This is a genomic window from Mesorhizobium sp. NPDC059054, from assembly GCF_042739215.1.
Classification (GTDB): Bacteria; Pseudomonadota; Alphaproteobacteria; order Rhizobiales; family Rhizobiaceae; genus Mesorhizobium.
Window position 1 is genome coordinate 1 of sequence record NZ_JBHYHV010000011.1, and the last position, 22,958, is coordinate 22,958.

General features: G+C 64.3%; 24 protein-coding genes. 8 read left to right on the forward strand and 16 right to left on the reverse strand.

Annotation, left to right across the window (positions count from 1 at the left end):
- Window positions 1-154 precede the first annotated feature (154 nt).
- The 6 genes from ACFWXH_RS30505 to ACFWXH_RS30530 form a co-directional block, all read right to left on the reverse strand.
- The gene (locus ACFWXH_RS30505; RefSeq protein ID WP_379125178.1) at window positions 155-1,222 is read right to left on the reverse strand and encodes an ABC transporter ATP-binding protein; all 1,068 of its coding nucleotides are present in this window, start codon (window positions 1,220-1,222) and stop codon (window positions 155-157) included.
- Window positions 1,219-2,046 (reverse strand): carbohydrate ABC transporter permease, encoded by an 828-nt coding sequence (locus ACFWXH_RS30510; RefSeq protein ID WP_379125179.1) that lies wholly within the window; start codon window positions 2,044-2,046, stop codon window positions 1,219-1,221. The genes ACFWXH_RS30505 and ACFWXH_RS30510 overlap by 4 nt, the downstream gene beginning before the upstream one ends.
- Window positions 2,043-2,945, reverse strand: coding sequence for a carbohydrate ABC transporter permease (locus ACFWXH_RS30515; RefSeq protein ID WP_379125180.1), 903 nt, complete (start codon window positions 2,943-2,945; stop codon window positions 2,043-2,045). The genes ACFWXH_RS30510 and ACFWXH_RS30515 overlap by 4 nt, the downstream gene beginning before the upstream one ends.
- A 142-nt stretch (window positions 2,946-3,087) precedes the next feature.
- A complete protein-coding gene (locus tag ACFWXH_RS30520) occupies window positions 3,088-4,320 on the reverse strand; it encodes an ABC transporter substrate-binding protein (RefSeq protein ID WP_379125181.1) in 1,233 nt (410 codons plus the stop codon).
- A gap of 65 nt (window positions 4,321-4,385) precedes the next feature.
- On the reverse strand, window positions 4,386-5,288 hold the full coding sequence (locus ACFWXH_RS30525; protein ID WP_379125182.1) for a sugar phosphate isomerase/epimerase family protein: 903 nt from the start codon (window positions 5,286-5,288) through the stop codon (window positions 4,386-4,388).
- 9 nt (window positions 5,289-5,297) lie between these two features.
- The gene (locus tag ACFWXH_RS30530) at window positions 5,298-6,332 is read right to left on the reverse strand and encodes a Gfo/Idh/MocA family protein (protein WP_379125183.1); all 1,035 of its coding nucleotides are present in this window, start codon (window positions 6,330-6,332) and stop codon (window positions 5,298-5,300) included.
- Between the two features lie 230 nt (window positions 6,333-6,562).
- Here ACFWXH_RS30530 and ACFWXH_RS30535 point away from each other — a divergent pair, with 230 nt between their 5' ends.
- Window positions 6,563-7,603, forward strand: coding sequence for a LacI family DNA-binding transcriptional regulator (locus ACFWXH_RS30535; protein ID WP_379125184.1), 1,041 nt, complete (start codon window positions 6,563-6,565; stop codon window positions 7,601-7,603).
- A 243-nt stretch (window positions 7,604-7,846) separates the two neighbouring features.
- On the forward strand, window positions 7,847-8,869 hold the full coding sequence (locus tag ACFWXH_RS30540; protein ID WP_379125185.1) for a hypothetical protein: 1,023 nt from the start codon (window positions 7,847-7,849) through the stop codon (window positions 8,867-8,869).
- An 83-nt stretch (window positions 8,870-8,952) separates the two neighbouring features.
- Here ACFWXH_RS30540 and chrA read toward each other — a convergent pair whose 3' ends face one another.
- Both chrA and ACFWXH_RS30550 read right to left on the reverse strand, forming a co-directional pair.
- Window positions 8,953-10,353 carry a chromate efflux transporter gene (chrA, locus tag ACFWXH_RS30545; RefSeq protein ID WP_379125186.1) on the reverse strand — a complete coding sequence of 467 codons (1,401 nt, stop codon included), beginning with the start codon at window positions 10,351-10,353 and terminating at the stop codon, window positions 8,953-8,955.
- Window positions 10,350-11,174, reverse strand: a complete 825-nt coding sequence (locus tag ACFWXH_RS30550) for a chromate resistance protein ChrB domain-containing protein (RefSeq protein WP_379125187.1) — start codon at window positions 11,172-11,174, stop codon at window positions 10,350-10,352. Before ACFWXH_RS30550 ends, chrA begins: the two co-directional genes overlap by 4 nt.
- A 276-nt stretch (window positions 11,175-11,450) precedes the next feature.
- On the opposite strand from ACFWXH_RS30550, the gene ACFWXH_RS30555 reads away from it, so the two are divergent.
- Window positions 11,451-11,798, forward strand: a complete 348-nt coding sequence (locus ACFWXH_RS30555) for a hypothetical protein (protein WP_379125188.1) — start codon at window positions 11,451-11,453, stop codon at window positions 11,796-11,798.
- Here ACFWXH_RS30555 and ACFWXH_RS30560 read toward each other — a convergent pair.
- On the reverse strand, window positions 11,737-12,360 hold the full coding sequence (locus ACFWXH_RS30560) for a helix-turn-helix domain-containing protein (protein ID WP_379125189.1): 624 nt from the start codon (window positions 12,358-12,360) through the stop codon (window positions 11,737-11,739). The genes ACFWXH_RS30555 and ACFWXH_RS30560 overlap by 62 nt on opposite strands.
- A 96-nt stretch (window positions 12,361-12,456) precedes the next feature.
- Between ACFWXH_RS30560 and ACFWXH_RS30565 the strand changes: the two genes are divergently transcribed.
- Entirely contained in the window at window positions 12,457-13,206 is a 750-nt protein-coding gene (locus ACFWXH_RS30565) for an alpha/beta fold hydrolase (protein WP_379125245.1), read from the forward strand.
- 38 nt (window positions 13,207-13,244) lie between these two features.
- Here ACFWXH_RS30565 and ACFWXH_RS30570 read toward each other — a convergent pair whose 3' ends face one another.
- Together ACFWXH_RS30570 and ACFWXH_RS30575 are read right to left on the reverse strand one after the other, a co-directional pair.
- The gene (locus ACFWXH_RS30570) at window positions 13,245-14,402 is read right to left on the reverse strand and encodes a nickel/cobalt efflux transporter (RefSeq protein WP_379125190.1); all 1,158 of its coding nucleotides are present in this window, start codon (window positions 14,400-14,402) and stop codon (window positions 13,245-13,247) included.
- 7 nt (window positions 14,403-14,409) lie between these two features.
- A complete protein-coding gene (locus tag ACFWXH_RS30575) occupies window positions 14,410-14,685 on the reverse strand; it encodes a metal-sensing transcriptional repressor (RefSeq protein WP_379125191.1) in 276 nt (91 codons plus the stop codon).
- 655 nt (window positions 14,686-15,340) lie between these two features.
- Here ACFWXH_RS30575 and ACFWXH_RS30580 point away from each other — a divergent pair.
- The 3 genes from ACFWXH_RS30580 (at window position 15,341) to ACFWXH_RS30590 (ending at window position 17,775) form a co-directional block, all read left to right on the forward strand.
- Window positions 15,341-15,550, forward strand: coding sequence for a ParD-like family protein (locus ACFWXH_RS30580; protein ID WP_379125192.1), 210 nt, complete (start codon window positions 15,341-15,343; stop codon window positions 15,548-15,550).
- A 1-nt stretch (window position 15,551) separates the two neighbouring features.
- Window positions 15,552-16,319 (forward strand): type I methionyl aminopeptidase, encoded by a 768-nt coding sequence (gene map, locus ACFWXH_RS30585; RefSeq protein WP_379125194.1) that lies wholly within the window; start codon window positions 15,552-15,554, stop codon window positions 16,317-16,319.
- A gap of 112 nt (window positions 16,320-16,431) precedes the next feature.
- Window positions 16,432-17,775, forward strand: a complete 1,344-nt coding sequence (locus tag ACFWXH_RS30590) for a chloride channel protein (protein WP_379125246.1) — start codon at window positions 16,432-16,434, stop codon at window positions 17,773-17,775.
- Between the two features lie 7 nt (window positions 17,776-17,782).
- Here the strand turns inward: ACFWXH_RS30590 and ACFWXH_RS30595 are convergent, their stop codons facing one another.
- Window positions 17,783-18,667 carry a GyrI-like domain-containing protein gene (locus ACFWXH_RS30595; RefSeq protein WP_379125195.1) on the reverse strand — a complete coding sequence of 295 codons (885 nt, stop codon included), beginning with the start codon at window positions 18,665-18,667 and terminating at the stop codon, window positions 17,783-17,785.
- 227 nt (window positions 18,668-18,894) lie between these two features.
- On the opposite strand from ACFWXH_RS30595, the gene ACFWXH_RS30600 reads away from it, so the two are divergent.
- Window positions 18,895-19,248: an ethanolamine utilization protein gene (locus tag ACFWXH_RS30600; protein ID WP_379125196.1), complete on the forward strand. Its 354-nt coding sequence runs from the start codon at window positions 18,895-18,897 to the stop codon at window positions 19,246-19,248.
- 403 nt (window positions 19,249-19,651) lie between these two features.
- Here the strand turns inward: ACFWXH_RS30600 and ACFWXH_RS30605 are convergent, their stop codons facing one another.
- The 4 genes from ACFWXH_RS30605 to ACFWXH_RS30620 are packed head-to-tail and all read right to left on the reverse strand — an operon-like array spanning window position 19,652 to window position 22,958.
- On the reverse strand, window positions 19,652-20,854 hold the full coding sequence (locus ACFWXH_RS30605) for a UxaA family hydrolase (protein ID WP_379125197.1): 1,203 nt from the start codon (window positions 20,852-20,854) through the stop codon (window positions 19,652-19,654).
- Window positions 20,851-21,147, reverse strand: coding sequence for a UxaA family hydrolase (locus ACFWXH_RS30610; RefSeq protein ID WP_379125198.1), 297 nt, complete (start codon window positions 21,145-21,147; stop codon window positions 20,851-20,853). Before ACFWXH_RS30610 ends, ACFWXH_RS30605 begins: the two co-directional genes overlap by 4 nt.
- An 18-nt stretch (window positions 21,148-21,165) precedes the next feature.
- Window positions 21,166-21,927 carry an SDR family NAD(P)-dependent oxidoreductase gene (locus ACFWXH_RS30615; RefSeq protein WP_379125199.1) on the reverse strand — a complete coding sequence of 254 codons (762 nt, stop codon included), beginning with the start codon at window positions 21,925-21,927 and terminating at the stop codon, window positions 21,166-21,168.
- Window positions 21,924-22,958 carry a zinc-binding alcohol dehydrogenase family protein gene (locus ACFWXH_RS30620; protein ID WP_379125200.1) on the reverse strand — a complete coding sequence of 345 codons (1,035 nt, stop codon included), beginning with the start codon at window positions 22,956-22,958 and terminating at the stop codon, window positions 21,924-21,926. Before ACFWXH_RS30620 ends, ACFWXH_RS30615 begins: the two co-directional genes overlap by 4 nt.

Consider the following 22,958-nt stretch of genomic DNA (forward strand, 5'->3'; position numbering starts at 1 on the left):
CATCATCGCTGTCGCAAGGAAGCTCCTCGTCTCGCTCAACGCCATGATCCGAGACAAAAGCCGCTTCGCTTGAACACAGTTGCCATTCCGGAACGTGGAAGAAGGTGCGGCGATCCAATCCCGGACTTAAGTCTGCAACTTTTTGGGATCATGCTCAGATCCGCTGTTCGGTCTGCGCATCGAACAGATGCAGTTGCGCGGGTTCGAAGTCGAGGCCGACCATGTCGCCGGCCGCAGTCCCGCCGCGGCCGTTGACGACCACGGCGAGTTCCGGGGTCGTGGCGGTGGTGAGGTAGGTGGCCGCGCCGGTGGATTCGACGACGGCCACCGGCACCTTGAGCATCGCCTTGTCGGGTGGCGCGATGGTGATGTGCTCCGGGCGCAGGCCAACGGTCAGTTCGCGGCCGGACTGGACGGGGTAGCCGAGTTGCACGGTCTGGGGCTGGCCGAGATCGAGCACGATGGAACGGCCGTCCTGCCCACCCTGCGCCGGAATGAAATTCATGGCGGGCGAGCCGATGAACCCGGCCACGAACCTGTTCGCCGGCCTGTCGTAGAGATCCAGCGGAGCCCCCTGCTGCTCGATGACCCCGGCGCGCATGACGACGACACGGTCCGCCATTGTCATTGCTTCGATCTGGTCATGCGTGACGTAGACCGAGGTCGCGCCGAGGCGGTCGTGCAGCGCGCGGATCTCCTTGCGCATATGCACGCGCAAGGCCGCGTCGAGATTGGACAGCGGCTCGTCGAACAGGAAAGCCTTGGGGTGGCGGATGATGGCGCGGCTCATCGCCACGCGCTGCCGCTGGCCACCGGAGAGTTCGCGGGGATAACGGTCCAGCAGGTGCGAAAGACCGGTGGTGCGCGCGACCTCAGCCGCAGCCTTTTTCGCGTCGGCCTTCGGCGTGCCTCGGACGCGCAGGCTGTAGGTGAGGTTCTCCTCCACCGTCATATGCGGGTAGAGCGCATAGGACTGGAAAACCATCGCCACGTCGCGCTTGCGCGGCGGCACCTTGTTCATCACCTGCCCGGCGATGCTGAGCGTTCCCGTCGAGATGCTTTCCAGTCCTGCCAGCGAGCGCAGCAGCGTGGACTTGCCGCATCCGGAGGGACCGACGAGCGCCGTGAAGCTGCCCTTCTCGATCGAGAGGTCTATGTCCTTCAGCGCGTGATAGCTGCCATAGTGCTTGTTGACGCCGGACAATTCGATCTGCGCGGTCATTTCAGGGCTCCCGAGGTCAAGCCGGAGACGATGCGGCGCTGCAGGAGAACGAACACCGCCAGGATCGGCGTCACATAGATGGTCGCGTAGGCCATGATGTTGTTCCACTCGTTGGTGTTGGGACCCATGAAGGAGTTGAGGCCGACGCTTGCCGGCTGGAGTTCGATCCCCTGGATCATCGACTTCGAATAGACGAACTCGCCGAAGGCCTGCATGAAGATGAGGATGGCGCTGACGAGGATGCCGTTGCGCGCCAGCGGCAACACGATGCTGATGAAGGCGCCGACGCGGCTGTTGCCGTCCACCAGCGCCGCCTCCTCGAGCTCCTGCGGCACGGCCATGAAGGTGGCGCGCACGAGGATCACGAAGAAGGGCATGCTCTTGGCGGCGATCGCGATCACCACGGCGAGGCGCGGGTAGTCCAGCACGCCGAGCTGCGAGAACCCCACGAAGATCGGGGTGACCATCAGCGACGCCGGCAGCACCTGCAGCATGAGGATCAGGAACAGGCCGATATCGACCCAGACGTTGCGATAGCGCGCCAGCACATAGGCGCAGCCGACGCCGAGAACGGCGATGAGCGTCGTGGCGCCGATGGCGATGACCAGCGAGTTCCACAGGAAGCGGCCCATCTGCCGGCTTTCCCAAACATCGGCGAAGGTGTTCCACCGCGGCGAGGACGGCCAGAAGCTCGGCGGCGTGGCGAACATTTCCGAACCGCTCTTGAGCGCCGTCACATACATCCAGTAGAGCGGGAACAGATAGATCCCCGCCATGAGGATGGCGATCGCCAGCATCAGGCGGTTGTGGGTTCTTTCGCTCATCCGCGCACCTCGTGGCGCGTGGAGCGCACATAGACGACCGAGGCAAACATGACGAACACGATCATGATGACCGAGATCGTCGCTCCCTTGGCAAAGTCGTACTGGCGGAAGGAAAGCTCCCAGGCCCAATATTGCGTGACGTTGGAGGAATTGTTCGGCCCTCCGGAGGTGATGGCCGCGAAAAGGTCGAACTGCTGCAGCGTGAAGATCAGGCCGAGCGCGATGATGGCGCCGATCGAGGAGCGCATCATCGGCAGGGTGATGGTCCAGAAGCGCTGCCAGGCATTGGCGCCGTCGAGCTCGGCGGCTTCGTAAAGATCGCCGGGGATCGCAGAGAGACCGACGGAAAGCAGGATCATGTTGAAGGCGGTGCCGAGCCAGATGTTGGCGATGATCACCGCGTAGAGCGAGTAGTGCGGATCGGAGCGCCAGAAGATGTTGCCGGAGACGATGCCGCTTTCCCTGAGCACGAAATTGAGCACGCCGAAATCCCCGGACAGGATCCAGTTCCAGATGGCCCCGACGACGAGGCCGGGCATGACCCAGGAGACGAGGAACAGGCCGCGCAGCCAAGAAGCGCCGGGAAAATTGACCCAGAAGAACAGCGCCAGCCCGAAGCCGATCAGGAACTGGCCGGCGATCGAGCCGACGACGAAGACGAGGGTGTTGTAGAGGATCGGCCATGTTTCGGGCTGGGCGAAGAGATCGCGGTAATTCTTGAAGCCGACGAAGGGCCGCGAGAAGGTGCCCAGGCTGAACATGTCGACTTCCTGGAAGCTCATCACGGCGTTGTAGATGAGCGGCAGGCCGGCCATCAGGAACAGGAAGCCGAGCGGAAAGGCTACGAGCACGATGTCGAAGCCGTGTCCGTCCCTGATGCTTGAAAGGATCCGTCTCATGTGGTTCGTCTCATGGGGAGTCCTCCGATGCTCCGACCTGGACCGCTGGAGCATTTCCGCTTTTCTTCGAATGCGGAAACGCTCCAGCGATCCCTCCGGGAGGAAACTTCAGGCGGCCCGGTGCCGCCGATGAGCATGAAATCTAGCCGAGTACAGCCTTGATCTTTTCAGCAGCCTGATCGAGCGCTTCCTTTGGACCCATCTGCCCGGTCAGCGCCGCCTGGATGGCGTCCTGGATGGCCTTGGAGATCTTCGGCCATTCCGGATGCGGGCCGCGCGGCTTGGCGTATTTCAGCTGCTCGAGGAACACTTTGAGGGCGGCATCCTTCAGCGGCTGGCCGGTCTCGGGGATCGAGATGTCGGAACGCGCCGGCAACTGGCCGAAATTCTTGAACAGCTTGTCGTCCTGCGAGACGAAATATTCGAGCGCCTTGAAGGCTTCGGCCGGATGCTTGGTGCTCGCGAAGATCGCCCAGTTGAAATCGCCCATCGCAGAGGAGCGCTCCGCGCCTTCCTTAGGAACCGGCAGCAGCGCGACGCCCCAGTCGAACTTCGCTTCCTGGGTCATGCGGTCGAGCTCCCAGGGGCCCGAAATCGCCATGGCGGCGTTGCCGGAATTGAAGGTGCCGGTGGAGTCCCACTGGCCCCGTGTCAACGAATCCGGAGAGGCGAGCTTCTCGTCGATGATCGTCTTCCAGGTCTCGAGGGCCTTGACCGCGCCATCGGCATTGATGTGCTCATAACCGCCGCCGCCCATCTGCGCCCAGGGCAGGAACTGGAAGGTGCCCTCCTCGCTGGCCTTGGCCGAGAAGGCCAGGCCGTAGACGTTCTTGGCCGGATCGGTCAGCTTGCGCGCATCCTCGACCAGCTCGTCCCAGGTCTGCGGCGGCTTGTTCGGGTCGAGCCCCTTCGCCTTGAACATGTCCTTGTTGTAGTAGAGCGCGATCGTGTTGGTCGCCTTGGGAACGCCGAAATACTTGCCGTCCCACTCGACCGATTTCAGCGGCCCGGGAAAATAGTTCTCCGGCTTGATCACTTTTGAATTCTTGATCATGTCCGAGATGTCGAGGAAGGCGCCGCGCGAGGAGAACAGCGCATGCTCGGGATTGTCGACGGCGATGATGTCAGGCGCCTGGCCGGTGGCGTAGGCACGCATCGCTTCGGTGACGACGTCGTCGAACTGGATGAGACGGTACTCGATCTTGATGCCGTTGTTCTGCGCGTTGAATTCCTTGATGAGATTGGGCGCCGGCTGGATATCCTTGTCCAGCGACCAGAGCGTCAGCGTCACGTCTTCCGCCTTGGCCGAAAGGCCCATGAGGGAGACGCCAGCCAGCGCCAGAGCGCCGATGACTGCAAACTTGCGGATGGTCATAGTTCTCCTCCTTTGTGGTTATCCCTGTGAGCCGGCAAAATCTCCTCCTCGCCGGCTCGGTATTCTCAAACCGGGTCGATGACGAAGTCGCCGCCCCGGGCCTGTTTCAGATGGTTGAGCGCATGCACCTGGCCGGTCATTTCGAGCGCGTCGCGATAGACGGGATCGTGCCAGCCCTCGATGTCGATCGAACCCGACCAGCCGGCCAGGCGCAGTTCGGAAATGACGTCCGTCCAGTTGGTGTCGCCGAAGCCGGGCGTGCGCATGAAGACGAACTTCTCCTTGCCGAAGATGCCGTGCTCGCGGATGACGTCCCAGCGGATCGTCGCGTCCTTGCCATGGACGTGGAAGATCTTGCCCGCCCATTTGCGGATCTGCGGCAGCGGGTCGATGAGATAGACCATCTGGTGGCACGGCTCCCATTCGAGGCCGATGTTGTCGTGCGGCGTCTCGTTGAAGATCAGCTCCCAGGCATCGGGATTGTGGGCGATGTTCCAGTCGCCCGTCGCCCAGTTGCCGTCCATGGCGCAGTTCTCGAAAGCGATCCGGACACCCTTGTCGGCGGCGCGCCGGGCGAGCTCGCTCCAGACCTGCCCGTAGCGGGGCAGGCTTTCGGGAAGCGGCTTGCCGCGCAGGCGGCCGGTGAAGCCGGCAACGCAGGTGGCGCCGAAATGATGGGCGTTGTCGATGCAGTCTTTCCAACCCTGCAAGGTCTCACGGTCGATATCGGTTTCCTCGAGCGGGTTGCCGAACATGCCGAGCGTGGAGATGGTGATGTCCCGATCGCCGATCGCCTCCCGGCAGCGCTTGCCGAGCTCGGCGAGATCCTGGCCGTTCGTCGTCTGCCAGAAGAAAGGCTCGAAGCTCTCGAAACCCATCTCGAATATCTGGCCGATGCGCGCGGCGGCGCTGCCGTCCGAAGCGCGCACCATGGTGCCGATGCGAATGGATTTTGCCGGGTTGGTCATGAAGCTGTCCTATGCTGCAATGGTGATACGCCGGGCGTCGCGCGCGCTTTCGATCGCGCCGAAGACCATGGCCAGGCTCTTGATGTTGTCGCTGCCGTCGGTTTCGGGCCGGCGACCGGTTGAGATGGCCTGAAGGAACCGCTCGATCACGCTGGCATGGCCGTGGGTGTCGGCCTCGTTTTCCGATGCCGGAACCTCCAGCGGCTCGGTCGGGCGGAAGAAGCCCTGCGTTCCGGTGACGATGTTGGCCTCGAACCGCTCTGCGCCGTCCCACACCAGGGTGCCTTTGGTGCCGGTGATGCGCCAGGCGCTCTCCCAACTCGTGGGAGCCCCCTCGGCACACCAGGAACCACGATAGGTGAAGACGACATCGTCCGAGAATTCGAAGATGGCGCTGGCGGCCGCGCCGTGCCGGTACCAGGAACCCGGCGGGTTGGAGGCATGGCAATAGACGGCCTGGGGGTCCTTGCCCGACATGAAGCGCGCGGCATCGAAGGTGTGGATGGCCATGTCGAGCAAAAGGACGTTGTCCATCTGCTCGCGGAAGCCGCCGAAATGGGGGCCGAGGAAGAAGTCGGAATGCAGGCCGGTGAGGCGGCCCAGCACCTCCTCCTCGATCATGCGGCGGATGCGGCGCACGCCGGCGATGTAGCGGCGGTTCTGCACCACGGCATGCAGTCTGCCTGCCTTGTCGGCGAGATCGCGCAGCTCGCGCGCTTCCTCGAGCGAAGCCGCCATCGGCTTTTCGCTCAGCACATGGCAGCCATGGGCAAGGCCGGCGGCGACCACCGCCCGGCGCGCTTCCGGAACCACGATGTCGAACAGGATATCCGGCCGGGTCTCGGACAGCACGGCATCGAGGTCCGTACCGGTCGTGGCACCGCGAAGATCGAACTCGGAGCGAAGCGCCTCTGCTGCCGCCCGGTCGAGGTCGACAAGACCCACGACACGCACGCTGTCTTTGAGACCGGGGGTGTCTCGAAGCGCCTTCAGCCAGCCTTTGGCCATAGCTCCGCACCCGCACAAAACGACCCTGTACGTCACGCATTTCCTCCTGGAACAGAGGCCAAAAAGCTCCTCAACCGGCCTCCGTAAACGTTTACGACCTTATGAGTCGAAGCTATTTTGTGTCAATAGGGACTCGCGCCGTATGGAGCATGATCCCGAAAAGTTGCAGACTTTTCGGACCATGATCATGCGACAAAACAAGGAGATAGAGCGGAATACGATTCATCTTGATCGCATTCCGCTCTGGCGAAATCAGAGGAAGATCGATGACGGGCATCCGCAAACTTGCCGAACATCTCGACATTTCGATCGGCACCGTCTCGCGTGCCCTCAACGGCAAGCCGGATGTCAACGCGGAGACGCGCAAGCGCGTGCTCGAAGCCGCCAAATCACTCGGCTATGTCGCCAATCAGTCGGGCCGGGCGCTTCGGAAAGGCTCGACCGGGGTCATCGGCTTCATGATCCAGACGGGCCAGGCGATCACCGGCCATGGCGATACCTTCTTCATGAGCGTTTTCGATGGCGTGCAGTCGGTGCTCGCCCGCCACAAGCTCGACCTCGTGGCCCTGCTGTGCTCCTCGGAGGAGGACCCTCTCGATTACCTGAAGCGCGTCGTCGCCCGCGGCTTTGCCGACGGCATCATCCTGTCGGCAACCCAACGTCATGACGCGCGACTGGAGATGCTCGCCAAGCGCAGGGTCCCCTTCATTACGCTGGGGCGGAGTCTGACGGATGTCGGCCAGCCATGGATCGATCTCGATTTCGAAGGCATGGCGGAGACCTCGATCGAACGGCTGGTGGAGCGGGGCCACCGGCGTATCGCCGTCACGCGCCCCCATGACGATATCAATCTCGGCTATGTCTTCGTCGATCGCTGCCGCGAGGTGCTGGCCCGCCACGGCCTCGAACTGGCGGACGAGCATATCTTCCGCTCCCTGCCGAACGAAGCGGGCGGCTACCAGATCGCCCGGGATCTGCTGGCCTGCAAGGAACGCCCGACGGCGATCCTGCTGATCAACGAGGCACTGGCGACCGGGCTCTATCGCGGGCTGAACGAGGCAGGCCTGATGCCTGGACGTGACATCGCGGTCATCGGACGGCGAAGCCCGCACTCGCATTTTCTTTCGCCGCGGCTGTCGGTCTATGACCTGTCGCTGCGGGACCTGGGCATCGCCCTTGCCGAAACCCTGCTGGCCACGATGCCGGCCTATGCCGGCACCTATGGCGAGCGCCCTGCCCGCATGCTGTGGCCGATGACATTCGCGCCCGGAGAAAGCGATGCCGAAGGTCCGGGCGACAGGCGGTAGAGCGGAAGCTCATTTCCGCATCATTTTGTATTAATGGTCAAAGATGCGGAATTCTGTTACTTTTCAGGGCAGATACGCCGACTGGGCATGTCCGCGTGTCTCCGCTGGGGGCGGCCAGGTAAAATGGGTGTTGTTCCAGGAAGACCAATCCGCGGATCGCTTGCGATACAACCTGCGATTGTTTCCGACATCTACGATGCCGCGCTCGATCCGGAGGGACTACAGGGGCTGACCGCAATCGTGATGGCGGTCGGCGAAGGAAGCAGCGCAGCCTTGGGCATCCTGCACGGAAACGCCTTCGCGGAGGCGGCCATCTGCAATCTCCCCGACAAGGCGCTGCAGGATTATGCCGCCTACTATCGCCACATCAATCCCTGCATTCCCCTTGCGATGGCGCGCCACCCCAACAGCATCTCCCGCTTCACGGATCTCATGCCGGAGACCGACCTGGAGAGAACGGAGTTCCATACGGACTTCCTGCGGGTGCATGACACCGTTCGCGCCATGGGCGTTCCGGCTGTTCCGGTCGGCCCCGGGGTGCTGCTGCAATTCAGCGTTCACCGCCCGCGCGGAAGCACGGATTTCAGCGACGACGATGTCGCCCGGCTGCAGGACCTGGCGCCCCATCTGCAGAGAGCGATGCAGTTGCGCCGGAGACTGGACCTGGGCCTTCATCTCAATGCCGGGCTCGCGGCCCTGGAGAGCCTGGCTTTCGGTTGCGTGATCTGCGACGGCGCCGGCCATGTGCTGTTTGCGAACCGCGCGGCCGAGGCGCTGGAAGCGAGCGGCATCGTGACACTGGCCTCGCGACAAGGCCTGCGGGCGCGCAACGCGGGCCAGTCCCGGCAACTCGCCGCCTCAATCGGCCAGACCGCAGCCGGCGGCAGCGGCGATGCCCTTATCCTTACCACCAGGGACGGCATACGGGTGTTCGTGCTGACGACGCCTTTGCCGACGCGTCTCGGCGGCCAGCCGGGGCGCGTGCTCGTCACCCTCAGGTCGGAAAACACCTCGACGACGCTCGACGCCGCGGCCCTGCAGCAACTGTTTGTGCTGACGACGGCGGAAGCGCGGCTGGCGCTGGCGCTGGCGGCCGGCCATTCGCTGGCCGAGTTCGCCGCCCAGCATCGGGTTTCGGACAACACGCTGCGCACGCAGATCGCCAGCATCCTGCACAAGACAGGCACCGAGAACCAGCGCGAGCTGGTGCGCCTGCTCGGCCTGCTGCCGCCCGTCGACAGGCCGCCGGCCGACAGAACCCGATAGGCGTGACTGGAGCGTTTCCGTTTTTCACGGAAAACGCGGAATCGCTCTGACTCTCACTCGGCGCAATCCCGAAGGCAGGCACATCAGATCGCGCCAGCCGTCAGCCCATGGAGCACGCCAAGCAACGAGCAGCCTGCCAGCACCCACACCGTGCCGAGCCTGAAGCGGAAGACGGCCAGCAGCGCAACGATCGCCAAAGCCAGCGCGGCGAGGTTCACGCTGGCCAGGACAGGAATGTCGAGGGTGGCGCCGAAGACGCGCACCTCCCGGACTTCGCCGAACAGCACATGCAGCGCGAACCAGACGGCGAGGTTCAGGATCACCCCGACCACGGCGGCGGTGATCGTCGCCAGCGCCGCCGACAGCGCCCTGTTCGAGCGCAGCGCCTCGATGTAGGGCGCGCCGAGGAAAATCCACAGGAAGCAGGGCGTGAACGTTACCCAGGTCGTGAGCAAGCCGCCAAGGGTGCCGGCGAGCAAGGGCGGCATGGTGCCCGACGCGCGGAACGCGCCCATGAAGCCGACGAACTGGGTGACCATGATCAGCGGCCCGGGCGTGGTCTCGGCCATGCCCAGACCGTCCAGCATCTCGCCCGGTTTCAGCCAGCCATAGCTTTCGACCGCCTGCTGGGCGACATAGGCCAGCACCGCATAGGCGCCGCCGAAGGTGACCACCGCCATCTTGGAGAAGAAGACGGCGATCTGCGAAAAGACGTCTTGCGGCCCATAAAGCATCAGCAGGGCCGCTACGGGCGCCAGCCACAGCACCAGCAGGATCGCCGCCATCTGGAGCGACCATCTGCCGGCATTGCGGGCATGGGCCGGGATATCCTCGCCAAGTGCGGTGTCGGCATCGGCCACCTTTCCCGCCTTGCCGTGTCCGCCGCTGGCCATGAAGGCTGCCCAGCCGGCGCGGCCGCCGATGTAACCGATCAGCGCCGCCGCCAGCACGATCAGCGGGAACGGAAGGCGGAAGACGAAGATGGCGACGAAGGCGGCAGCGGCCAGCGCCACCATGACGGCGTTGCGCAGCGCCCGCCGGCCGATGCGCACGACGGCTTCCAGCACGATCGCCAGCACGGCGGCCTTGAGGCCGAAGAACAGCGACTGGACGATCCCGATAGTGCCGAAGATGGCGTAGATCCAGCTCAGCGCCATGATGGCGACGAGGCCGGGCAGGACGAAGAGGATGCCGGCGACGAGGCCGCCCTTGGTCCTGTGTAGCAGCCAGCCGATATAGATGGCGAGCTGCTGCGCTTCCGGGCCAGGCAGAAGCATGCAGTAGTTCAGCGCATGCAGGAACCTTGTCTCGCCGATCCAGCGTTTTTCCTCGACCAGGATGCGGTGCATGACGGCGATCTGCCCGGCCGGACCGCCGAAGCTCAGCGCGGCGATCCTCGCCCAGACCTTGACCGCCTCGGCGAAGCTTATGCCGTGCGCGGTGGGACGGTGCGGCGCCGGCGCGTCGGAAGCGGCGACGGTCATGACGCGGCTCCGGGCTTCGCGCTCGGCCAGTTGTGGCTTTCGTCCGTAGCGTCACGGCACCAGCGGTAGAAGGCGTCGTAGAGCGTCATGCCCGCTTCCAGCTGGGCGAGATCGTCGGAATACATACGCGACAGGCCGAGTGACGCCGCCAGCAGCCCCGCCGCTTCCGGCGCCAGGTCGAGGCGGGCGGTGTCGGCGCCGCGCACGATGGCGGCGAGCCGGAGCAGCGGCTCCGTGGCGAGGCCGAATTCCTCGACCATGGTGTCGAAGCTGCATGTCTCGCCGCGGTGGCTCCAGAAGACGTTCTCGACGTCGAAGGGCGTGGCGTCGAACCGGTCGGCGACGCCCGCCACCTCCTGCGGGGCAACGAACAGGAAGGCCGCTGCCGGATCGACGAAACGGCGGATCAGCCACGGGCAGGCGATGCGGTCGATCTTCGGTCGCGCCCGCGTCACCCACACGGTGCGGCCCGCCGCGTCGCGCGGCGGCACCCTGGCCGCAGGAACCGAGGGCAGGCCGGCGTCAAACCAGGCCTCGATGCCGCCTTCGAGCGACTCGGCGGGCAGACCGAGCTGCCGCAGCCATGCGGCACAGCCTTCGCTCAGCTTCTTGCCGGCCTGGCAGATCACCACGGCCGAAGGCCGGGCGATCGCCTGGTGCCATGTCTGGACGTCGCGGTGGGATCGCCGGATCGAGCCAGGTACAAGTCGGGGATCGAGGGCGAAATCCTCGTCATTGCGCACGTCGATCAGCGCCGGGCAATGCGGCGTACCGATCAGGCGAGCGAGCTTGTCGATGGAAATGGTGGTCGGGGATGGCATGGCGCGTCCTTCCGTATCACGGGTTTCTGGACGCGATGCTTGGGCCGGAGCCTCGTGGGGAGATCGCAATCCCCATGGGCCGATGATTTGCCCGAGCCGCGGCCAAGTCAAGCGTTATGTGCAAAGGGAGGCCCGGGCTGGCATCCCGGTTCCCGCAAGCCGACCTCGCAGTCGAAATCTGTGTTTGCCGGAAAAACAATTTGATCGAAGGCCGCCTCAAATCGCGCGGAATCCACGCACGTTGATGAAGGCAATCGATGACGGAAGGAGGGGCAGATGAAACTGTCGTTTCTCATTCTGGCCGGGACGCTTTCGCTGGCCGCATTCGAGGCGCAGGCGGCGTCCGCGATCCGGCCTGCCGCGCCCACGCCGGACGGCCTGCTGCAGCAGGCCCGCGTGACCTGTGCCTATCTGACGCGCGACGGCTATTGCGTGCGTCCGCGCAAGCACTACCGCAAGCATCATCGCCAGCACTGGCGCTACCACCGCCCCGTCTACCGGACCTATGAGCCCTATCAGCCGGACGATAGCGACTATTGGCGCTATGAACGCCCGCGCCCGCTCATTCGTATCGTGCCGGACTATCCGCCGCCTTACGGCGGCTGGGACGATGACGACGACTAGAAAGGTCGGCCGACACCTGGCTGGCCTGTCCGGCGCGAGGCGTTCGCGAATTCACTTTTTTGGCAGATATCGATTTCAGGAGCTTGCGGAAATTAGGACACTCCAGATGTGACGGAGCCGGGCAATCGGCGACATGCTGGATCGCCTCGCGAAGCGCGCGAAGTTTGGCGATCTGGCGGCCCAACTCGGCGGCTTTGGCATGCAGATCCGCACGGGGGATGTTCAGCGTCCCGTCGTTCGCAAACATCGAAGCAATCTCCGCAAGCGAAAAGCCGGCAACTTTCCCGAGCTCGATCAAGGATAGCGTGAGCAGCACGCTGGCATCGAATTGCCGGCGCAATCCGCGTCGTCCGGCGGAGCGGATCAGCCCTATTTCTTCGTAATAACGAAGTGCCGAAACCGACGCGCCGGAGCGTGACGTCACCTCGCCGATATCCATCAAATTCATGCTTGACCTCAAGTTGACTTGAGTTGGTACGTTTCCATCGAACGATCGGCGAATCAAGCTCAACCGCTCCAAGATCGCTGCCCCGGTGACCCATGCGGGTTCCGGCGTGGACATCTCTGCGCGTCCGTTGGAGCCGGTTCGCCGTCATGCAGGAGAGAGGCACCAATGTATGGAAAAATTGTCGTAGAGGGCAGTGGTCCCGCTGTGGTTATGGCACATGGGACCATGATGGATCATTCCATGTTCATGCCGCAGGTCAGCGCCCTGAAGGATCGCTATCGCGTCGTGTCCTATGACCAAAGGGCGCGCACCGCTGCGTATGATACCCCCTATTTTCTGAGAGACCTGGCAGAAGACTGTCGTGCGCTGCTCGACGACCTCGGCATAGGAAAATGCGTGCTGCTGGGCATGTCGATGGGAGGCTTTATGGCGACCGAGTTCATCCGTCTTTATCCTGATCGGGTGAATGCCCTTGTCCTCGTCGGCTCTCAGATCGGTACCTATTCCGAGAGTGAACAGGCTGCGCGCATGATCGAATTCCAAAAGTTCGATCATGACGGCACCGTATCGTTGCCCCTCGCACGGCAAACCGCCTCCTACATATTTGGCCGGCATACGTTGCAGGACAAAGCGGACACGGTAGATCACTGGGCGCATCGCTGGGCGGAGCTTCCCGCCCGCTCAGTTTTACGTGAGGCCGAGAGCTGGCTGGGAAAGGCCGACTACACCGCCGTTGCACGACGATTTGAAAAGCCTGTCCTCGTCATCCACGGTGAGGACGACGCAGTCCTGCCCGCCGACGAAAAAACTGGTGCCATGGAAAGGGCATTTACGAACATCGAAGTTGTTCGCATTCCGCGCTCCGGCCATGTCGTGAATCTCGAAGCGCCTGTGCGAACGAACGAAGTGCTGTGCGCTTTCCTTGATCGTCTCAAGGATGAAGGCAAATTGAGTTTGTAAGAGGACCCAGCGAATTTCCTGTATCGCGGAAACGCGGGTCAGGCCGATGGCGGCAGCCCGGCCCAGCCGTGATAGCCGACATAGAGCCCGACGCCGACGATCAGCACGGCCGACAGGTAAGGCGCCCTGCGGGCGACGGTGCCGAACCAGGACCAGCGCCTGTTGGCGTGGCGGACACTGAGCGCGGCAGCCGCACCGACACTGACCAGGGTGATGGCCAGCCCGATCGAGAAACACAGCACCAGGGCAAAGCCCAGTGTGAATTCTTTCAGCTGCAGGCAGAGCAGCAGCACGGTGATCGCGGCCGGGCACGGAATGAGCCCGCCGGTCAGCCCGAACAGCACGATCTGCCAGGTGGTCACGTTGCGGTCGGCGAAGCGGCGGCGGATGTCGTTGGCGTGCGCCAGCTCGTGCGCGTCCTGATATTCGCTGCCGCTCACTTCCAGCCCGCGCATCTCCTCGTGCAGATGGTCATGGCCGTGACCTTCGACGAAGGACAGGTCGTAGTCATGGGTATGGTTGCCGTGACCGAGACTGACGCGCGCCATGAATTCATGCGGCTCGGGGATCTCGCCGGCCGATTCCAGGTAGCCGCCACGATCGACGAAGGTGAAACCCTGCCGGCTGCCGTCCGGCCGTTCGGTGACGATGGTCACGTCCCCCGCCGGCCAGCCATGGCCGCGTTCGGTGCGGATGCGCCAGCGTGGCGTCACGCCATCCTCGAACAGCTCGACCGAGATCACGCCGTGGCCGGTGTCGATGCGGCGGCTATCGCCGTGCCCATGATCGTGCGCATGGCCATGGTGGTCATGGTCATGATGATCGTCTCCGGCGGCGGCCTTCGCGTCCTGCTGCTCGCGCCAGGTGCGCCACAGCATCCAAAGCGCTATGGCGATGATGATCGCTGCCGAGGCGAGCTGGAACCAGGGCTCGAAGGTTTCCGCATCGACACCTTGCCACAGATACATGCCGCCCAGCGCAATGCCCCAGACAACGATGGTGTGGGAGACGGTGGCGGCCAGCCCCAGCAGCACAGCCTGCGCGACCGTGCCCCGGACCGCGACGATGAAGGCCGCCATCATCGTCTTGGAATGGCCGGGCTCCAGCCCGTGCAAAGCGCCCAGCAGGACGGCGCTGGGCACAAACAGCCAGGCATGGGCGGAACTTTGCTGGATCAGCTCGGCGAAACTCGGCATGCCTGACTCACAGATATTTGGTGATGGCCTTGAATTCGTCGATGGTGGCGCGCTGGTCCTGGTCGAGCATGCCGACGGCGTCGTCGAGGCAATGGTCGAGGTGATCCTGGATCAGCGTCTTCTTCGCCTGCGCGATCGCCTTTTCGACGGCATGCAATTGCTGGGCGATGTCGAGGCAGGGGCGCCCCGTCTCGATCATCTCGATGACGCTGCGCAGATGTCCACCGGCCCGCTTCAGGCGCTTGACGATGTCGGGATGGGTTTCGTGGCGATGAGGTTCCATGAAGGATCACTATCCTCCCCCAGGGGATATTGCAAGCATCCCCTAGGGGAGGATGCTGATTGAGGCGCAGGCGTCGTTATCTCCCCCTTGTGGGAGAGAAAGCGATTTCAGCATCTTAGACGAGCACGCCTCAGGGCAGCGCAGGCTAAGTGCTGGAAATAGCAAGAGAGGGGGTGAGAGCTTGGTTCGCCGTAGGCGAATTGAAAGGTCCGGTGGACTTTTCAAAAAGCTCGAACGCCCAAAGCCATAGCCGAGGGCCGGGCAGCGCTATCGTAGAGCGCCAGCGCCCTATCTCCCCCCTTGTGGGGGAGAAAGCGATTTCAGCATCTTAGCGAGCACGCCCGTAGGGCGGCGCAGTCTAAGTGCTAGAAATCGCAAGAGAGGGGATATGCCCGCACACCGCTGACAACGAGCTCTCAAAGCATCTTGTTCTCGAAAGGCCATTCTCGGCCTCGCGGTAACGGGCAACCCCCTCAGCTGAAAATCCCCTCTCTTGGATTTTCTACGACTTAGACTGCGCCGCCCTAAAGGGCGTGCTCGCTAAGATCGTGAAAATCCTTTCTCCCCCGCAAGGGGGGAGATAACAAGCACTTCGCCTCGCTTGACCTCGCAATATACGAACCATATATGATCCGTATATTCACCGGAGACAGCCATGGGCATCGTGAAGATCGACGAGGAACTGCATGAGGAGGTGCGGCGCGCCTCGGCCGTGATGTGCCGTTCCATCAATGCGCAGGCCGAGTTCTGGATGAAGATCGGCATGCTGGCCGAAGCCAACCCGACGCTGTCCTTCACCGAGATCGTGAAACGGGAGCTCGCCACGGCGCATGAACATCCCGCCCCCGACCTAGCCGTAGCCTGACATGGTCAAGACACCGGATGAACTGGCGCTGATGCGCCAGTCGGGCAGGCTGCTGGCCTCGGTCTTCGAGATGCTGGACGGGCTGGAGCTTGCCGGCATGTCGACGCTTGAGGTCGACACTCTGGTCGACCGCTTCATCACCGAGGATCTTGCTGCCCGCCCGGCGAGCAAGGGGCAATACGGCTTCAAGCATGTGCTGAACTGCTCGATCAACGATGTCGTCTGCCATGGCGTGCCGGATGCCGCCGCGATCATCCAGGACGGCGACATCGTCAACTTCGACATCACGCTGGAGAAGAACGGCTTCATCGCCGATTCCTCGAAGACCTATCTGGTCGGCGATGCCTCGCCCGTCGCGAAACGGCTGGTGCGCGTTGCCCAGGAGGCGATGTGGAAAGGCATCAGGGAGGTCAAGCCCGGCGCGCATCTCGGCGACATCGGCTACGCCATCGAAAAGCATGCGAAGAAGAACGGCTATTCGGTGGTGCGCGAATATTGCGGGCACGGCATCGGCCGCGAGATGCATGAGGAGCCGCAGGTTCTGAACCACGGACGGCCGGGAACCGGCGTCAGGCTGCGCGAAGGCATGGTCTTCACCATCGAGCCGATGGTGAACCAGGGCACACGCAGGGTGAGGACGGCAGACGACGGCTGGACGGTGCTGACCCATGACGGCAAGCTTTCCGCCCAATTCGAGCACACCGTCGCCGTCACCGCCACCGGCGTCGAAGTGCTGACGCTGCGCCGCGACGAGAAGCTGGCGGCCTAAGGGGCGGCTCTCTCGTCGAGACAGCTGGCCCCTTCGAAAAAGCCGAAGAATGCCTTGCACTACCGGGCAATCGCGTCCATGCCCAGGGTCAACCTGCGGGAGAAGCCATGTGATGCGCAAGAGGCGGCTATCCAGCATCGGCATGGTGCGGCGATCCCGCGCCATGGTCACCTCGCCGCGGCTCTGGAAGCCGCGCCTGGTGTTCTGGGCCGGCGCCTTCGCCATCGGCATCATCAGCGCCGGCTTCGCCTGGCTGGCCGATGAGGCGCAGACGCTCTTCTCCGGCGTGGTCGGCGGTGGCGGCTGGCGCAGCTACATTCCCCTGGCGCTGACGCCGCTCGGCTTCATGCTGTGCGCCTGGCTGGCGTTCCGTTTCTTCCCCGGCTCGCAGGGCAGTGGCATTCCGCAGGCGATCGCCGCACGCCATCTGCGCGACGACGAGGAACGCGGCCGGTTTCTTTCGCTGCGCATGGTCTGGGCCAAGATCACGCTGACCATCATCGGGCTGCTCTGCGGCGCCTCCATCGGCCGCGAGGGGCCGACAGTTCAGGTCGGCGCCTCGATCATGATGCAGGCGGCGCGCTGGGGCGGCATGGCGCAGGCGCGTGGCCTGATCCTGGCCGGTTCGGCGGCGGGCATCGCGGCCGCCTTCAACACGCCTCTGGCCGGCATCGTCTTTGCCATCGAGGAGATGGGACGCTCCTACCAGGCGCGCACCAATGGCGTCGTGCTGTCGGCCGTCATCCTGGCCGGGCTCGCTTCGCTCGCGCTGGTCGGCACCTACACCTATTTCGGGGTCAGCCAGGCCTATGCCGCCTTCCCGGGCGACTGGCCGCTGGTGATCGCCTGCGGCATCATCGGCGGCGCGGCCGGCGCGCTGTTCTCCTCCGCGACGCTGAAGATCACCCGCCGTATCCGCCGCTGGCGTACGGACTTTCCGCTGAGCCGGACCCTGATCGTGGCGGGATGCGCGGGCCTCGTCGTCGCGGTCATCGGCGTGCTTTCGTCAGGCGCGACATTCGGCACGGGGTACGCTGAGGCGAGAGGCGCCATCGAGGGGCATGCGCTGCCGCCTTTCTTCTTCATCGCGAAATTCCTGGTCAGCCTTGCCTCGACGATTTCCGGCATTCCCGGCGGCCTGTTCGCGCCGTCGCTTTCGGTGGGTGCGGGGCTGGGCTCCACGCTCGGGCAGATCTTCGGCGCCGATGTCGGCCTGGCGGCGATCCTCGGCATGGCCGGTTATTTCGCCGGCGTCGTGCAGGCGCCGATGACGGCCTTCGTCATCATCCTGGAAATGACGGGCAACCACGACAACGTCATCCCGCTGATGGCCGCATCGATGCTCGGCTACGGCACCGCCCGCCTGATCTCGCCGGAGCCGCTCTATCATTCGCTTGCGCGCCTGTTCCTGGCCGACGCCATAAGGCGGCGGCGCATCGAGCAGCAGGCTTCGTAACGCCCCGCTACTTCAGCGGCAGGAACAGCTCCACGACGATCTCATGCGCCGGCACTTCCGGGATGGGGGCAAGCCGGCGCTGGCAGTAGACCGGGAAGTCACGCGCTTCCTCGCCGCTGGCCGGAAGCCATTCGCGGTAGAGGTAGGTTGCTGCGGGTTCGAGATTGTTGGTGTTGCCGGGATAGCGCAACACCGCGCAGCGACCGCCCGGGATCACGCCGGCCTTCATCAGTTCGTCGTCCACTGCGACCGGCCGGTCCGTCTCGATACACAGGTCCATGCTGTAATCGGCCGGATTGGCGGGGCAGCGCTCGGAACGAAACACCATGAAGGTGGAGGTCGTCTCGGGCGACAGGCCGGCGTCCTTGCGCCAGGCCCTGAAACGCTGGGTGGTGGTGCCGAGCATGGCCCGGTCGCCCCGATGTTCCAGCACCGCCACCGGCGTCGGCGGCACATCGCGGATCGTCACGTCGTCTTCCGTAAAGATGATCTTCATCAGCTTGCTCCTCGCAGTCTCGAGAGGCCCGAAGGCCACAAGCCACGGTTCCCAGTCGGGAGACTTCCGGAACGACGAAGGCGATTGCCCCAGCCGTTGCCGAAAGGCGCGGGCGAAGGCATCCGGTGCATCATAGCCGGCATCCATCGCTATCTCCGTGACGCTCTGGGCGTTCGGATCGGCCAGCCGGTGTGAAGCACGCTTCATGCGGGCAAGCTGGACATAACGATGCACGGACAACTCGAAGGTCGCCGTGAACTGCCGGTGGAAGTGAAATTTCGAGAAGGCGGCGACCCGGCTCAGCGCGTCGAGATCCAGATCACCGTCGAGATGGCGGTCGATATGGTCGAGCACACGCTGCATGCGGGCATGGTAATTCTGAAGCGCCGTCTTCATCGTCTTTCTCCGTGGCGGCTCCAGATAGCCGCCTGGCGGGATGACACGCTCGACCGATCTTGCGGTTTCGGGGCTGCGAGAGCACGCGTCCGTCTCGATGCCGCCCTATACCCTATAGCCCACCCTACACCCGGCCGGACCCTGGACAGAGAACTTTGGGGGCGCTGATTTGAACCAGACGGACGCTTGCGGCGTTGACCGACGCCACCAGCGCAAAGGAGCCGCGTATGACTGTTCGCAAATTTTCCGTGTCCGACGCAACGTTCGAGCATGTGCCCGGACTGGACGGAGAGGTCTTCACCGGCAATCTGGTCGACCAGCGCCACGGTGCGCCGATCACCATCGGCTACGGACGCTACGGGCCCGACGTCAGCATCGACATCACGCTTGCCGTCGACGATGTCATGGTGGTGCTGAAGGGACAGCTTTCGGTGTCGAGCGAAGCCGGCACGGTCACTGCCGGTCCGGGCGAGATCGTGCATATGCCGAAGGGCGATCGGGTCACCATCCGCGCGCATGAGGACGGCGCGATCACCGCCTATGTCACCTATCCACACTGGCAGGAGGCTGAAGGCGGCTGAGTGAACCGCCCGTCACCGATTTGCCTGCGAGGCTTCGTCGCCCGCGCGACAATGCCGCGCCAACCGATCCAACGTTCCGGAATGGATCCCCGACACTCTTCGCTCCCTACGGTCGCTCACGAGGTCGAGGATGACGAGAGGAGAAGCGCCTCGGCTAATTTTCGATGTTTGGCGATACTCTAGACTTTGGTGACGATGTTGACGTCGGCAGATCCTGATGAGAGGCAATGTCAGGTGCCACCGGTGACAATGAGCGCCTGCCGCCAATACAGCCCGTCATCCTCGACCTCGTGAGGGAGCGAAGCGACCGGAGAGTGTCGGGGATCCATTCCGGAACGCCGACCAAGACAGCGGTCCAAGGAACGCTTCCATGCGTGCCGTCTTTGCAGGCTCGGCTGATGCCTCAAGCCGGCAGGCAGGAGGGGCCGATCGGTTCGAAGGTCTTGTAGGTCAGGATGAATTCTCGGTGTCCGAGCTGTTCGGACTTGGTGGCCTGGCCATTCGCCACGGCGACGACCAGGTCGAAGATCTCGTCGCCGACTTCCGGCAGCGTCGCGGCACCGTCGAGGATCCGTCCGGCATCGACATCCATGTCGTCGGGGAGCCGGCGATAGGTCTCCGGATTGGCGCAGATCTTGATCACCGGTGCGATCGCCGAGCCGGAGACGGAGCCGCGGCCGGTGACGAAAAGCGTCAGGTGACAGCCCGACGCGATCAGTTCGACGATCTCGGCATTGTCGGAGATGTTCGGGAAACCGAAACGCACGTCGCCGTCGGGCACAACGTCCATGAGGTAGAGCCCGCCCTTCGGCGGGATGTCGCCGGGCTTGATGAGGCCGGAAATCGGCGAGGAGCCCGACTTCGCATAGGCGCCCAGCGATTTCTCCTCGATCGTCGACAGCCCGCCATCGGCATTGCCGGGCGCAAAGCTGCCATATCCGAGCGTGGCGTAATAGCGGGCGGCCTTCGCCACGGAGGCGCGCAGCTCATCACCGAGTTCCGGCGTCACGGCGCGGTCCGCCATGATCTCCTCGCAGCCGATCAGCTCGCCGGTCTCCTCGAAGATGCAAGCCGCCCCCGCTTCGACCAGCCGGTCGAAGGCGAGGCCGGCGGCCGGGTTTCCCGTGATGCCGCTGGTGCCGTCCGAGCCGCCGCAGATCGTGCCGACGATCAGCTCGCCCGGATCCATCGGCACGCGCGGGACGCGGTCCAGCCCCTCGAGACACCGGTCGACCCATTCGATGCCGTCGGTGATCGTCGACAGCGTCCCGCCATTGTCCTGGATCGTCAGCGTCGCCACCGGTCGGCCGCTCGCCGCGACGGTGCGGGACAGGGAGAACTTGTTGAAGCTCTCGCAGCCGAGCGACAGCAGCAGCACCGCGCCGACGTTGGGGTGCGTGCAGAGCCGGTCCATCATCTTCTGGGCGTAGGGATTGGGAAAGCAGCCCGGAAAGCCGATCAGGTGAACGTCTCTGCCGCGGAAATGGCTGACGATCTCGCGCCCGACATGGTGGGCACACTCCACGAGATAGGCGACGACCACGATGTTGCGGATGCCCTTGCGGCCGTCTGGCCGGAGGTAGCCGAGAATGGATGCGCCTGTCATGATCCGGCCTCCGCGATCACATGCGTCTTGGTGTAGTCGCTCTTCAGGTTGTGGACATGGACATGCTCGCCGGGCGTGATCGCCCGTGTCGCCGAGCCGATCGGAGCGCCATATTTGACGATCTTTTCGCCGGCGACGATCGGACGCCGCGCCAGCTTGTGGCCGAGCGCGACGGTCTTTTCGAGAACCTGCGCATGGCCGCCGACAAGGACAGTCTCGCCGGCCTCGATGCGCCGGCAGACGACCAGGACATTGTCCTTTTCCGAGAGCAGGAGCAGACGCGGGTCGGTCATCCTGTTTCCTCCCCGGTGTCAGAAGCCGTGCAGTGCGCCACCGTCGACCACAATGATGTGGCCGGTCACATAGGCCGCGGCGCGCGAGGCGAGATAGGTCATGGCCCAGCCGATATCGGCGCCTTCGCCGAAACGGCCCATGGGGATGCGGCTGTTGATCTTGCGCGCCCGTTCCGGATCGGCCGCGGTCGCCTGGCGCAGAAGCGCGGTGTCGATCCACCCGGGCGCCACGCCGTTGACCCGCACGCCGGATGGCGCAAGTTCGGTCGCCAGCGCCCGCACCATGCCGACATAGGCGGATTTCGCCGCTGAATAGCCGATCACGTTCGGAATGCCGAGGAACGAGCTCATCGAGGCGGTGAAGAGGATGCTGCCCTTCGCCGCCGAGACCTGCGGCAGGAAGGCGCGCGACAAGGCGAAGGCGCCGCCGACATGGACGCTCATGACCGCGTTGAAATCCTCGACGCTCATCGCCGCGAGCGGCTTCTTGACGGTGTTGCCGGCATTGTTGACGAGGATCGAAACGCGGCCGGATTTCTGTTCGACGTCCCAGGCGAATGCTTCCGCGGCCGCCGTGTCGGTCACGTCGAAGACGTGGCTGCCGGCGGAAGGGCCGAGCGCCTCGCAGGCCTTGGCGAGCTTTTCGGCATTGGTGCCGACGATCGTCACCCTGGCGCCGGCCTGGACGAAGCAGGTCGCGACCGCAAGTCCGAGACCGCTGCCGCCGCCGGTCACCAGCGCGTGTTCGCCTTTCAGGCCGAAGACATCCTCGAGGCTCATGCGTCTTTCCCCGCTTCGATCCTGACGACGATCTTGGTGAAGCCGCCGGGATCCCTGTCCCAGGCTTCCATGGCGGCGGCGGCCTCCTCGATCGGCACGACGCGCGAGACGATGCGGTCGCCGGCATCCGGATGCTGCTTCAGATAGGCGATGACATCGTTGAAGTCGGCGATCTCGGAACCGCGCGACCCGCGGATGTCCATTTCCTTGAGCAGGAAGTGCTTGGTGTCGTAGGCGATCGGATTCTTGGCGTAGCCGACATAGACGACCCGGCCGCAGGAAGCGACGAGGTCGATCGCCTGCCTAAAGGTCACGTCGGCGCCGACGGCCTCGATGACGACCTCGGCGCCGTCGCCATGGGTCAGTTCGAGGACGCGCGCCGCGACATCCTCGGAGGAGGCATCGATGGTTTCGGCGGCGCCGAGCGCGCTGGCGACCTTGAGCTTGTCGGCGCTGAGGTCGACGGCGATCACGCGCGCATCCCTCCTCACCGCGCCGAGCAGCGCGCCGAGACCGATGACGCCGCAGCCGAGGACCACGACGGTTTCCCCTGCCCGCAACTCCGAGCGGCGCACGGCGTGGAAGCCGACGGCGATCGGCTCGATCAATGCAAGGTCGCGCTGGCGCATGCCGTCGACGGGGATGACCTTGGCGACAGGAACGACCACGGTCGAGGTCATGGCGCCTTCGCGCTGCACGCCCATGGTCTGGTTGTTCCGGCAGGCGTTGGGCCGGCCGAGCCGGCAGGCATGGCATGTGCCGCAGTTGAAATAGGGCAGGATGGTCACCGGCTGGCCGATCGCCAGCCCGCTGACGCCGGCGCCGAGCGCGGCGACCGTGCCGGAGATTTCATGGCCCGGCACGCGCGGATAGGAGACCAGCGGGTTCAGGCCGCGGAACGAGGTGAGGTCGGAACCGCAATACCCCACATAGTCCACGCGCACGGCGACTTCGCCGGGGCCGGGCGTCGGCTCGGGCAGTTCGATCAGCGAGATCCTGCCGGGTTCGTCGAGGCAGACGGCTTTCATCAT